Raw genomic sequence first — 12,309 nt, forward strand, 5'->3', positions numbered from 1 at the left:
TATAAAACACTTTGCTGCATACACAAAGGAGTCCAGTTATGACATTTGCTCACTGCTATAAACTTCCCCGTGATAGTAGGGAGAATGGCGTTTGTTTGGATCGTATTTTTTAACCTATAGTTATCTTTCATATGTTCACCTCGCATTGCTTGAGAATATACTTAACCGTTGTAGAGGCTGAAAAGATGGATACAGCGCTTTAACTGCGTGTGAAAAGTCTCATTTACTTTTAGCTATAACTAACATTGGTGTACCATTTCTTTTTCACTTTATAGGACTTCGATACGCTGAGTAGTCAAGGGCTGCTTTAGTATCAGCATTCCTTATGTTGTTTCTTATTGCATATAGCACGTTACTTAAAAGATTTTCGCTTCTTGTTTTATCCAAAATAGAATATAAGGTAGATCTTTACAGCAAAACTCTAGCAGAATTTTGTCTAATTCCATGCTAACTTCCAACTTGTAGGGGCACGAACATATTTCAACAGGTCTATTTCCGTCCATGATTTAAACACCCCAGAAACTTCCATAAGATTGGAAGTTTTTTTTCTATGGTAAAACCATCACGTCACTTAATAAAGCCTTTCCCTGATCTCCGCCAATATCTACAACTCCTTTCATGTTAACCGGTCACGTTCAATAGAATAAAAGGTAAGGAAAAATTAACGTGGCAGAAGGAAGGCGTTCCCATGTATAAAAATTGGTTCTTCAGGCGAGTGGATCGCTTTTTTGACTGGCTTGAGAATCATCAGAAAAGCATCTACTCCATTTCCCTAACGATATTCTTGCTGTTAGCTGCTGGAGTAGGTGGTTACATTTCATGGAGATATTGGAATAATCCTATGTTCGCTGATCCCGGAACGATCATTGAACATATGGCGAATATCCCTTTAATTACAGGGATGTTGGCTATGGTTCTAATTCTCGCCGGTGGATCGTTTGTCATATGGATGTCTTTGTCGATGATTAAAAAAGTGAAAATTAATAAAATGGAGTTTGATATTAGTGACAGCGCCCTTGCAGAATCTAGAATTCAGCAGCGATTCACCTTTATCTCATCCATGCTCGAACAGAATATCGAAATCCTGTCCGATATTTACGAGGATAAGAAATCGTTTAAAAGAAGAATGGAAGAAGATACCGTACAGCAGGAAATCATCAGTTATTTAGCTTCTGATTACCGGGATTACATACGAGTTTTTTATCCGGATTTACAATCCGAATTGTTTATTTTGAGTACCACAGAGAACATGGACCAAAATACGACGCGTATGTATAAGTTCCTCTTAAGAAATGAGAAAACTCAACAAGCCGTTTACTCCAACCGTTTAATCAATGGAGAGAATACGTTAGTCGGGTTAGCGTGTTTTGAGAAGGAATTCGAAGGAGAATCGGAAGGACAGTACAAAGTGGAAACGGATGAGCATATTATTATAGTTATGAAAACAGGTTTTGATTTACCGTTTGAACAATATGACATCGATGCACTTCAAAGTATTATTAACTACTCAAAGATCCTGTACGAGGAATTGATGATCACGTACTACTTGGATACAAACGAAGTGATAAAAGAAAAATAAAAGGACAAGACGATAAGTGCTTGGTTTATTGAAAATAAAGGAGATATACGATGACTGATAAGGACAAAGCACCCCCAAAAGACATAGCCAAGGAGTTTGTAAGGAATCGTCAAGCTCATATTAAAAAGAACAAACCTAACCAAAATGGTACTTCAAGTTTATTAAACCATTTGCACAAACAAAGAAGGGAAACGAGAACCCACTAAAAAGCGGGCTGTTTCCCTCCAGACAGATCGTATAAATGAGCACGAACCGGATATTCTTACTACACTTCTCGAGGAGACTCCTACCAACTCGGGGCTTTTTTGTGTGCTAATAACACGAACAACGATTAGAACGAGTCCTTAGAGGCTCTTTTCTTAAACCATCGCTTCCAAAAACTGTGACGGGGAATATTCTTGAGCGGAACTGGCGGCGTGACTTTCCCTGTGACCTGATCAATAAAGAGTTTAACCCGCTTCCTTAAATAATCTTCGCCCACATTCAGTCCTCCTGTAAAACGTCTTTTAGTATTGTATGTTACAGTGTTCCCCTTCACCATAGAACCTGTGGTTTGTAATGGAGGATGGGAAATAACCACTTATTTTTTCAAGTGTGAATCTGGTAAAGTTTAATGTAGATATTACATAAAAAAATGTAACTCCCTAACAATCGGAAGTTACACTTTTGTTTATCGTTTGTTTAACTAACGCCCACGTTCGCACACTAATCTTCTAACACTCCTGCTCAATTAACGAACCTCTTTCCGTATACGCTTTTCTGTTATTTTCCAATGGGATGTATTCCATACAACTTGTTGTTTATCTATGAGGAGAATTTGAGGTGATTTATGAGAAATGTTTGTATCCTTTGCGATCTCATTGGATACTCTTCTGTTTTCAATAACCTTCACCATATAGCAATCTATTTCATCTTCCCCTGACTTTTGGAAAGTCTTCAGTTGCTTGAAGGCTCTAGCACTTATCAAACAGGATGTGCTATGTTTATAAACTAATATCGGAGAATCCATCGAACGTTTCCATACGTTTTGCCAATCTTCTTGTGATGTCAGTTCATTAATACTCTCCATTTTCATCCCCCTATAAGTCTAATACGTCCAATAAGCCCTACCTATTGCTCCGATTGTCTAAAATAGAACCAAAGATTAAGCCTAAGACGATACCAACTGGAATACTAATCGCTACTTGATTAATAGCTACTCCAACGCTGGTGCCAATCGCTGCACCCAGAGCAATTCCTAATCCACGGAACCTTGAGTGTCTCATATTCATATTCCTCTCCATTTGGTAGAGTATATTTATCCATAATCCCTTTACATTACATACGGTTTAATACAGCAAACGTTTCATAAAATGGCTCCCTTACTTTTTCTAAGGATTCCTATTTATACATTACGTCCGCAGTGGGTAAACATTTGAATTATCTAAAGCTTTTGCTGTTCCACACGTCCGTGTTCGTAACCTAGTGGATCATCAATTCTATACTTGATTCAGTACAATCAATAATGAGCTTTCCCAGTGCCAAAATAGAAAGCATGGAAACTGCCCCACACGGTGACTACTCCGACTGTATCCTTTACCAAATCTATGAAAGTAAAAGAGCGGCCAACGACAAATAATTGGTGAACTTCATCTCCCACCCCATACAGGATGGAAAATAAAGCAGCCAAACAGCTGGTTACCTTCGTTAATCTATGATTCACGCCTAAAGCTGCGATGAGTAGAAGATAGAGGATCGCGAATTCAACAAAATGCATCATTTCAAGAACCGTATTCATTTTAATACCCCCAGGAACTGCTTGATCGTTTGGATCGGGTAGCTGGACTGCAGCCAGATCATCCCCATGTAAATCAAAGGGAGGAGCGTAATGAATAATCTTCTGATCACGTTAGCCATCTCCTGCCATAATGAGAGTTTTCTATTATTATAGAAAGCAGACGAGAATTTTATACTCCATCCCTCTTAAAAGCAGATCGAATAGCCCCACCTACACCCCTATAAACGTATACGTGAGTCTGAGCCCAGCCATCCAGACCGGACCATTCCGTTGCAAGTTCCATCAATCAAAAAAAGAGTAAATCAATGAAAACTCCATTGATTTACTCAAATAAGGACAATGACCATATTATCTTTCAATAATACAAGTCGTAATCGATCTTTTTGGTAAGTGAACCTCAGAATAATAGTCTTGCATCTCTATCTTTGTGGATTGATCTTCTTCTGTTTCATTCAGGAGAACCACAATGATCTCATTCGGATTATTTTTAAACGCTGTTAAAGAAAGGCTTTCCGCGGAGGAATTTACTTTCACTCTTTTGGCTCCAGGTCGTATGTACTTACTGAAATGACCAATGTAATAATAAGAACTGTTAAAATGGACGACATCTCTTTCCGTATCTGCAATAATTGGAGCATCGCAGTAGTTGCCAACATGATTAGGTCCACCCTGTTCATTGAGCACTAAATTCCAATCAATAAACCCTTCAAGCCAGTTGTTCATATCCCCGATAATATTACGGGCATATCGTTCACCTGTTCCCCATGCCCCTAGCTGTACTCCCCCTTCAATGCAACCCTCTGTAAACAGTAAATGTTTGTCAGGAAATTGTTCATGTACTTTAGAAAGGTTCTCGAATTCTTCTGATACATACCAGTGGTTCCCAGTTCCCCAAACATATTGAGCCGCTTCTGGATCAGAGAGTACAGCGGAAGCTCTTTCCACAATCATGTCACGGTTATGATCCCAGATAATTATTTTTTTATCTCCATAGCCTGCTCTTTGTAAAGTTGGGCCGAGATAGTTCTTAACAAAATCTCTTTCTTCTTCAGCTGTGTACTCACACGAATCCCAGGTTTGGGCTACTGCTGGCTCATTTTGAACGGTAACCCCCCAAATCTTCACATCATTCTCTTCCATAGCAGTAATGTAGGCAGCATAATAATCAGCCCATAGTTGTCGGAATTCCTCTTTTAGCTTCCCACCATTATTCATTTCATTGTTGGTTTTCATCCATGCGGGAGGGCTCCACGGTGAAGATAAAATCGTCAACTCTTCACCTGCTATCTCCTTCGCATCATGGATCAATGGTAGGACCCATTCCTTCTCCCGATCAATGGTAAAGGACTCAAGAGTTGTATCGTTCTCTTCTACATATGTGTAATTTTCTAAGGCAAAATCACAACTGTTGATATGAGTTCTTCCAAGATTATAGGCCAATCCTTCCTTCTTATCAAAATAGGACTGAATGACCTTGGAGCGGTTTTGAGGGGAAATCTGACTAAGAGTGTAACTGGCTGCTTCAGAGAATGCCCCGCCAAATCCCATCCATTCCTGAAATTCTTCTTCTGCATGAATCGTTATATAGGAATTTCTCGCTGTAGTCGTTTCATTTGAAAATATGGATTTTTCACCTTTATTTTCTAAAAATGAAGCTGATTCTTTATCTGATTGGATAACTGTAAACTTTCTCAAAATGAAAACCTCCTTTAAAGCGCAACGATTGATTAACTTTTAACAGCGCCATCGGTAATACTTTTAATGAACATCCGATTAAATAACAGGAATATGATGATCAATGGTACCGTCGCCCAAAATGTACCTGATAAAATCATTCCATAATCCTTTACCCTGTCGTCCATTAGTGACCGTAAAGCTACTTGAATGGTATGCATGGATTGATCTTTTAAAACGACAAGAGGCCATAAGTAATCACCCCAGATTTGCATGAAGACAATGATCCCAAGCGTGGCAAAGGCTGGTAAAATCGTAGGAATAATGATGTTCCAATACATTCGAAAATTACTACAGCCATCAATTCTTGCGGCCTCCATAATCTCATCAGGTACCGCACTAGAAATATACTGCCTCATCCAGAATATACCAAAAGCATGCATTAATCCGGGTACAATAACAGCTTTTAAATCACTTAACCAACCAAGCTCTGTAATAATAAAATACGTTGGAATTAGCCCTAGCTGAGGAGGGATCATCATTGTTCCAAGAATCAATACAAATAATATTCCTCTGCCAGGAAAGGGTATTTTAGCGAAGGCAAAACCTGCTAAAGAACACAGGAGAACTACCCCTAGCGTAATAGATGTGGAAACGATTAGTGAATTTAACATAGTTCGAAAAAAAGGAATACTGCCTAATACATTCTGGAAATTGGTAACTAGTTCAGATCCAGGTATAAGAGCCGGTGGAGTTTGGTTGATCGTTTCGTTTGAATTCGTCGCCATCACAAACATCCAATAAAATGGGAATAACGAAGCTAAAGATACGGTTATAAGGAATCCATAGAGAGAAGACTTAGCCATTTTTTGTTTCACTTTTTCACTGTACATTATTTAGCACCCACCTTATCTGAACCACCAATTCGATTGGTGAAATACATGTTGATCGTAGAGATGATAATAATCAGGACAAACAACACGATGGCTGTGGCAGACGCCGTACCAAAGAAATTACTGGAGAATGCATCTCTATATAAGTACAAGACCACACTGATTCCTTCTGGTCTTCCTCCACGCCCCTGGAAAATTTGTGGTTCCGCAAACAACTGCAAAGCACCAATTGTAGCTGTAAATACGGTAAACAAGATAAATGGTTTAAGCATCGGGATCGTAATATGAATGATTTGCTGTCGAAGGCTTGCTCCATCCATCTTAGCCGCCTCATACAAATCTTTAGGGATACTTTGCATTCCAGCTAAATAAATAATAGTGTTATAGCCTACCCATCTCCAAAAAACCATGGTAGCAATAGCGATTTTCGTCCCCCATTCAGATCTTGTCCAAGTTATCGGTTCCATACCAAATACTCCGATGATGGAATTCACAAGACCAGATTCTTGGTTACTAAAAATAACACTAAAGACAATGGCTACCGCAACGATCGATGTTACGTAAGGTAAAAAGATCGCAAGCCTGAAGAAACTTTGCCCCTTAACTAACGCAGAGTTCAAAGCAAACGCAAGTAATAACGCAGCGAGTAATTGCGGAGCAGTACCCATTAAACCAATGACGATCGTGTTATATAAAGATTTCCAGAAAAGAGGATCGTTAAAGATAATCACAAAGTTGTTCAAACCTACGAAGGTCATTTCACCTAAGCCATCCCACTTAAAAAAAGCTAGATAAAAACTGAATAAAATTGGAAATAAACCAAACACCGCAAAGAGAAGATAAAAAGGGGATATAAATAAATAACCAGAAATCATGTTTCTTTTTTTCTGAGAAAGCTGTCGCCTTTTAGGTGATTCCTTTTGGTTGGGAATACCAGGTTCAACCTGGCTATCATCATAATAGTGCTCTTGTTTTGGCTGGGGTTGAGACATACCCATCCTCCTTTAAAAAATTAAGTGGGTAAGTGTGTTCAGCTTACCCACTTATTTCTCATTGATTAACGTGAAAGTCTTCGCTCGATTCTTGATACGATGTCTTCCCACTCTTGCTCAGGATCAGACCCATCATACACATTGTATAATCCTTGAACGACTTCCATATTGGCATCGCCATATTGCTCACCTTTATGAACATGCTCAACCTCTAAAGCTGCATCGGCGAAGATCTGCGCTACGTTCTGTCCACCATAGTAATCATCTGTTATATTCTTAAACTCTTCTTTTTCATAAACTTCAGGAGTAGATGGGAACATTCCATTATTCTTAAAGGATTTCAGTTGCTGCTCAGGTGCCAGTAACCATTTTAAGAACTTATAAGCTTCTTCCGGGTGTTCAGACTGCTTAGGAATCGTCATCCATGAACCTCCCCAGTTTCCTGCTCCTTCAGGCATAGAAGCAATTCTCCAGTTTTCGGCATCTGGAGCATTATTCTTAATTGTATCCCTCATCCAGGCCGGTCCAGGTAAGGTTGCAAAACTTCCGTTCGACATGCCTTCTCCCCATTCAGGCGACCATAACTCATAATTTCCTATGTAATCCTCCTGCATCATACCAGAAACATTCATGAAAGCATCTTTTATATAAGGAGAGGAATCAATGATTAATTCTCCATCTTTGTTGAAATATTGCTCTGGAGCCTGGTCTTTTTTAGCATTAAATACGGTTTCAGGATTATCAACCATCACTTTTCCTGTCTCTTCCAAAACAGTAGATGCTACTTTCTCATAGTCATCCCATGTTTGGATTAGCTCGTTCACTTCTTCAGGTTTCGATGGTAATCCCGCTTCCTCGAAAACATCTTTTCTATAAAACATGGCTGTTGGTCCAATATCTGTAGGAATACCAAATTGGAATTCACCATCTACACTTGAACCAATCTCCCATACCCAATCTAAGTAATTGTCTTGAATGTCTTCTGCACCAAATTCATTTAAATTATAAAATTTGTCTTGAGCGCCTTTGTACTTATCAATCTCAGATACCTCGATAGCAGCCATATCAGGAGCTCCACTACCCGCAGATAATGCAGTAAATAGATTGTTATGGTGGTCCGCCATACTAATCTGCTGAATGTCTATACTGACATTAGGATTCTCTTCTACATATTCTTCAACTAAACTTTCATAATCAGCACCAAATAACCAGAAAGACAACTCTACCTCCGCATCTTCAGATCCAACAGTTTTAACATCACCTTCTGAAGCGTTTTCATTTTCTTCCGTACTACTACTGTCCGAACAACCTGCCAAAAACACAGCTAAAACTAGTAAAAACGCAATACTCCAACTTTTCTTCAAAATATACTCCCCCTACTCTCTAATTTACTAAACCGGTTTCGTTAAAAGCAGTATTTTATCGCTGAAGATACACCATTCCAAGAATGGATCGTCAGAAAATAAAGAATATTCACACTAAACCGGTTTCGTTATTGCCATTTTATTACTACCTTCCCATTATGTCAACGCTTTCTTTTTCTGCATGATTCTGGATTTTTAATTTATCTATACGTGAAGCTATTTTTCTAGACACATACACGATGACAAATCCAAATAAACTGGTTGAAAAAAAGAGATACAATGAGGGGAGATAATATAAAGCGATTTGAATCCCTATGAAGCTTAGAAAAGCAGCGATGGTAAGGATAGGTGAAGAAAAGGCATAATAAAACGAATGTTTAATAGCTTGTAACGCACTTAGTCTCAAATGAACTAGAAGTGGAAAACTGAACATGAGCATAATGATGTAAAGAATAGTCATAAAGATCCAAACTCCTGCTAATGCAGCGAACATACCATTTTCCATAGTAATGGTGAATCGAAGATCCACATAAAGGATTATTCCTGCCACTAGTTGAATGACTAATAATAAATTCGCCTTTGTAAATGACTTTTTATACGCTCGCCAATACAGGCTGAACATCTTCTCTTGCATCATCCCTTTTTTCTGCCATTTATCAATTACTTCTAACAAGGCAGCTGTGGAGGGGCCAATCCCTCCTATCACTACGCCCATTAAGGTAAATAAAATCCAAAGAATATTCAGATAGGCTAATGTAAAAATAAATTCTGTACTCGTTCGAATTGCGGAAAAAGTTTGATTCGTATTCATAAGAATTCTCCTTATCTACCAACTTGGTTCTTTCATAACTGGATTACTTGAATCCCTTATAATTAATTCTGGTTCAACAATGACACATGTATGCTCAATATTCTCTTGAATCAGATCTTCCAAAATAAACGCAGCCATTTTTCCAATCTTTTCTTTATCCTGCATGATGGTCGTAAGGGACGGATCCGTATGTTTGGATGCAATAATATCATCACAGCCCACTATCGAGAAACTCCGTATGTCGTTCTCACTTTCCTTGATGGCTTTCATAGCGCCAATCGCCATTAAATCAGAAGCAGCAAAAACGGCTTTAGGAAGTAGATTCAGGCTTAGGAGATCGTTCATGGCTTTGTATCCACTATCTTCAAAAAAGTCCCCTGATTGAATCCATTCTTTTCTAATTTGCAGTCCATAGGTTTTCATCACTTGTTGAAATCCATCTAACCTTTGTTGAGATACTATAGATTCATCGTTTCCACCAATAAAGGCAATATCTCGATGGCCATTCAAATAGAAGTGTTCCACTGCTAAAGAAGAAACTTTCAGGTTATCCGTAATGATGTAGGCTGAGCGCTTCCCTTTCAGCTCAATATCTACCCCCATACATGGAATATTACTGTGATCCAATTCATAGACAGATGATTCAACATCTTCACCTCCGATAATGATACATCCATCTACATTGTAATGCTGACAACGAGCTAAATAATCTTCATCGGCTTTATGAAATTGCTCGTTAGAAAAGAATAATAAATCATACCCTTGCGCTCCAATTGTTTTTTTGAATGAGCTCACCACATCTACAAAGAATGGATGGTTAAAATTAGCGTTTATTTTCCCTGCGTAAATCACACCGATTACTTTCGTTACTTTTTTCGCAAGAGATTGGGCTGAATAGGTAGGACGGTACCCATACTCTTCCATTATATCCAGCACTTTTTGTTTAGTTTTTGAACCTACATCATCATAATTATTAATAATTTTCGAAACGGTAGATTGAGATACTCCAGCCTTTTTGGCTATTTCCTTTATCGTCAATTTCATTTAGACAATTTCTCCTTATATTTGGATAAATTTATAACCTGCTTTAAGTGTGTAAATTCTATTGCAACTTAAATGTCCAGGTCCCTGCAAGGTAATAGAATCAAGGATGTTGTGCAAACTCTCAAGAAATAAAGACTTCCTGTATGAACTTTCATCAAATTACCAGATGTCTCTGTATCGAGCTTTTAGAATGTAGAGGAAATACAGGGTCTTTCATATTTTTCCTATCCTAACAGAGGCTACTTAAAAGAAGCAATTTGGGCTGTTGTGCTGAATCTTTATAGTAAACGAATATAGTTATGTTTCCTCTGTACAGTGAGTACTAATTTTAACACGAAATCGCTTTCGTTTGTTCTTTCTTGGAGACATAACCTTCCAATAAATTTAAATAATTTACCAAGATAAGATTCAGCTAAGTCGCCATTGTGGTCATTATCGGTTTCTCATAACCTCACCTTTCCCGTTCTCTTCTTACCTCTTCAAAAATATCATCCACTGAAGGACTTTCCTCAGGTTTGCTGATTAACGACCGCCGCACCTCCAAATCCAACGACTCCACTTCCTCAAGCGTTTTCACCCCGCGTGCCTGCCAGCGCTTTAAGATCCCTCCGCTGTACTGGAAAAACGGCTTGTTCTGCTGCAGGGCGCGTTTCATTGCTTCGAGCACCAGTTCCTCCGGCATATCCTCGCACCACGCCGTAATGGACTCTGCAATATGGGGATTCAGCACCCCGAAGTTCTGTTCGTAAAAGGTGTGCGGATTTTTCCGGATGGCGTCCACCACAGTGGTTTTGTCTCGTTTTATTTCTTTTTGTTTAAGTAATGCGTCCGCTGACTGGTTCGTCTGCTCGGTCGCCTCCTGGTCCATCTGCTCGGTCATCTGTACGTCCGCCTTGCGGATCGCCGGCTCGTCACTCAGTCGTCCGCTTTCCGGATATTCACGGGTAATTAACTGATAGATAGGCGCCTGATTTTTCCCTACTGAGCGAAAAGTAAGATAACCCTTCTCTTTTAATTGCTTACGCGCCCGTTTAAACGCACTCTCCGTTAATCCCGACTTCACTAAAATCGAAGTAGCCGCAAGCGTAATTTCTTCCCGCCAGCCCGCTTTATTATGAAAATGCATCAGCGTGTGCCATAGCACAATCTCTGAAGTTGTCAGCCCATCCAACTCCATCCGGTCATAAAACGCGTTGATTTCTTTAATATAATTCATGTCGCTATTCCTCCTCTGGCTTGAGGCATAAAAAATAAGCCCCTCCGATTCTATAATCGAAAGAACTTACGATTTGGTGTCGTTTAATTTTAATTTTTTATAAAACTTTTATTCGTTTTCAGCAATCTACACTTAAGATTTCTACTCCGGGATTGGCTAAAAATAAACAAAGATCATCGTGATGAAACTCACGAGTGTGTAGAGAACAGACCCAAAGAATACGCCACCTACATCAGTTTTCAGCTCCTCCTCCTCTTGACGCTGGAAAACGGATAAAGCGGCTGCATAATTGACTCCTTTAGAAGTTGGTCCGCCGCTGCTATTAAACAAGAAAAAGATGACCGACAAACCAAGACCAATAAAAAAGCTCCAATCGATATAGGAAAATGGAACAAGAAGACTGGCTATCCACACGACAAGGCCGATCACGAATGCAGAAACAACCGATTGCTGGACGATTCGCTTCATTTCAATCCCCCTCTTCTTCTTTTTACGATGGGGAAGGAAGAAAGTTTCGTATCCTTTTACAGAAAAAGAATAAACACTAGCCAGCAACGGATAATACAAATACATGTCTTTCAAGAGATATTCATTCTATAATAAAGGTGTATTTCGACCTGCTCACTAACAATTCAGGAGGTTTTACATTGAGTAAAGTAACGATTATTACCGGTGGCGGAATATGCCAAAGATGGAATGCGCGTCAATGCGATCGCTCCTGGTCCGACCGAAACCCCAATGGTGAAGTCTTATTTTGATGCCAACCCTAAAATGAAAGAAAGCGCAGAAAGCGGCATCCCGCAGAAGCGTTTAGGTACTCCTGAAGAAGTAGCTGAACTCGTTACGTTCCTACTCACTTCGAATGCTCAATATATTAACGGAGAAGTGATTCGGATCGACGGTGGATTTGCCACAACGAAGTAACTGTGTTACATCAGGCAGTCTCTCCTCACCAGAGT

13 protein-coding genes and 1 pseudogene are annotated in these 12,309 nt (G+C 39.3%); 2 read left to right on the top strand and 12 right to left on the bottom strand.

The window, feature by feature from the left end; translation table 11 throughout:
* Nucleotides 1–688 precede the first annotated feature (688 nt).
* Nucleotides 689–1,579, top strand: a complete 891-nt coding sequence (locus tag HBHAL_RS16435) for a hypothetical protein (RefSeq protein WP_014644610.1) — start codon at nucleotides 689–691, stop codon at nucleotides 1,577–1,579.
* A 331-nt stretch (nucleotides 1,580–1,910) separates the two neighbouring features.
* Here HBHAL_RS16435 and HBHAL_RS21595 read toward each other — a convergent pair whose 3' ends face one another.
* From HBHAL_RS21595 to HBHAL_RS16485, 12 genes are all read right to left on the bottom strand, one after another.
* Entirely contained in the window at nucleotides 1,911–2,060 is a 150-nt protein-coding gene (locus HBHAL_RS21595; RefSeq protein WP_158512384.1) for a hypothetical protein, read from the bottom strand.
* 249 nt (nucleotides 2,061–2,309) lie between these two features.
* Nucleotides 2,310–2,648: a bacillithiol system redox-active protein YtxJ gene (gene ytxJ, locus HBHAL_RS16440; RefSeq protein ID WP_041601427.1), complete on the bottom strand. Its 339-nt coding sequence runs from the start codon at nucleotides 2,646–2,648 to the stop codon at nucleotides 2,310–2,312.
* Between the two features lie 37 nt (nucleotides 2,649–2,685).
* A complete protein-coding gene (locus HBHAL_RS21760; RefSeq protein WP_014644612.1) occupies nucleotides 2,686–2,850 on the bottom strand; it encodes a hypothetical protein in 165 nt (54 codons plus the stop codon).
* A gap of 227 nt (nucleotides 2,851–3,077) precedes the next feature.
* Nucleotides 3,078–3,356 (bottom strand): VanZ family protein, encoded by a 279-nt coding sequence (locus HBHAL_RS16445; RefSeq protein WP_014644613.1) that lies wholly within the window; start codon nucleotides 3,354–3,356, stop codon nucleotides 3,078–3,080.
* A 348-nt stretch (nucleotides 3,357–3,704) separates the two neighbouring features.
* Nucleotides 3,705–5,051 (bottom strand): glycoside hydrolase family 30 protein, encoded by a 1,347-nt coding sequence (locus tag HBHAL_RS16450; RefSeq protein ID WP_014644615.1) that lies wholly within the window; start codon nucleotides 5,049–5,051, stop codon nucleotides 3,705–3,707.
* A gap of 32 nt (nucleotides 5,052–5,083) precedes the next feature.
* A complete protein-coding gene (locus tag HBHAL_RS16455) occupies nucleotides 5,084–5,923 on the bottom strand; it encodes a carbohydrate ABC transporter permease (protein WP_014644616.1) in 840 nt (279 codons plus the stop codon).
* Nucleotides 5,923–6,915, bottom strand: coding sequence for a carbohydrate ABC transporter permease (locus tag HBHAL_RS16460; protein ID WP_014644617.1), 993 nt, complete (start codon nucleotides 6,913–6,915; stop codon nucleotides 5,923–5,925). The genes HBHAL_RS16455 and HBHAL_RS16460 overlap by 1 nt, the downstream gene beginning before the upstream one ends.
* Nucleotides 6,916–6,980: 65 nt before the next feature.
* Nucleotides 6,981–8,279, bottom strand: coding sequence for an ABC transporter substrate-binding protein (locus HBHAL_RS16465; protein WP_014644618.1), 1,299 nt, complete (start codon nucleotides 8,277–8,279; stop codon nucleotides 6,981–6,983).
* A 145-nt stretch (nucleotides 8,280–8,424) separates the two neighbouring features.
* Nucleotides 8,425–9,090: a YesL family protein gene (locus tag HBHAL_RS16470; RefSeq protein ID WP_014644619.1), complete on the bottom strand. Its 666-nt coding sequence runs from the start codon at nucleotides 9,088–9,090 to the stop codon at nucleotides 8,425–8,427.
* Nucleotides 9,091–9,105: 15 nt separating this feature from the next.
* A complete protein-coding gene (locus tag HBHAL_RS16475; protein ID WP_014644620.1) occupies nucleotides 9,106–10,134 on the bottom strand; it encodes a LacI family DNA-binding transcriptional regulator in 1,029 nt (342 codons plus the stop codon).
* Nucleotides 10,135–10,585: 451 nt separating this feature from the next.
* Nucleotides 10,586–11,350, bottom strand: a complete 765-nt coding sequence (locus tag HBHAL_RS16480; protein WP_014644621.1) for a DnaD domain-containing protein — start codon at nucleotides 11,348–11,350, stop codon at nucleotides 10,586–10,588.
* 156 nt (nucleotides 11,351–11,506) lie between these two features.
* Complete coding sequence (locus HBHAL_RS16485; RefSeq protein WP_145956065.1) at nucleotides 11,507–11,818, bottom strand: hypothetical protein; 312 nt, start codon at nucleotides 11,816–11,818, stop codon at nucleotides 11,507–11,509.
* 204 nt (nucleotides 11,819–12,022) lie between these two features.
* Between HBHAL_RS16485 and HBHAL_RS16490 the strand changes: the two are divergent.
* Nucleotides 12,023–12,274, top strand: a pseudogene (locus HBHAL_RS16490) (SDR family NAD(P)-dependent oxidoreductase); the annotation flags it as partial.
* Between the last annotated feature and the right edge of the window lie 35 nt (nucleotides 12,275–12,309).

This window comes from Halobacillus halophilus DSM 2266 (assembly GCF_000284515.1).
Lineage (GTDB): Bacteria > Bacillota > Bacilli > Bacillales > Halobacillaceae > Halobacillus > Halobacillus halophilus.

Excerpts from the sequence above, each read along its gene's own strand:
- HBHAL_RS16470 (WP_014644619.1), bottom strand. The coding sequence starts at position 9,090 with ATGAATACGAATCAAACTTTTTCCGCAATTCGAACGAGTACAGAATTT.
- HBHAL_RS16455 (WP_014644616.1), bottom strand. The coding sequence starts at position 5,923 with ATGTACAGTGAAAAAGTGAAACAAAAAATGGCTAAGTCTTCTCTCTAT.
- ytxJ (WP_041601427.1), bottom strand. The coding sequence starts at position 2,648 with ATGGAGAGTATTAATGAACTGACATCACAAGAAGATTGGCAAAACGTA.
- HBHAL_RS16475 (WP_014644620.1), bottom strand. The coding sequence starts at position 10,134 with ATGAAATTGACGATAAAGGAAATAGCCAAAAAGGCTGGAGTATCTCAA.
- HBHAL_RS16485 (WP_145956065.1), bottom strand. The coding sequence starts at position 11,818 with ATGAAGCGAATCGTCCAGCAATCGGTTGTTTCTGCATTCGTGATCGGC.
- HBHAL_RS16480 (WP_014644621.1), bottom strand. The coding sequence starts at position 11,350 with ATGAATTATATTAAAGAAATCAACGCGTTTTATGACCGGATGGAGTTG.
- HBHAL_RS16460 (WP_014644617.1), bottom strand. The coding sequence starts at position 6,915 with ATGTCTCAACCCCAGCCAAAACAAGAGCACTATTATGATGATAGCCAG.
- HBHAL_RS16445 (WP_014644613.1), bottom strand. The coding sequence starts at position 3,356 with ATGAATACGGTTCTTGAAATGATGCATTTTGTTGAATTCGCGATCCTC.
- HBHAL_RS16435 (WP_014644610.1), top strand. The coding sequence starts at position 689 with ATGTATAAAAATTGGTTCTTCAGGCGAGTGGATCGCTTTTTTGACTGG.
- HBHAL_RS21760 (WP_014644612.1), bottom strand. The coding sequence starts at position 2,850 with ATGAATATGAGACACTCAAGGTTCCGTGGATTAGGAATTGCTCTGGGT.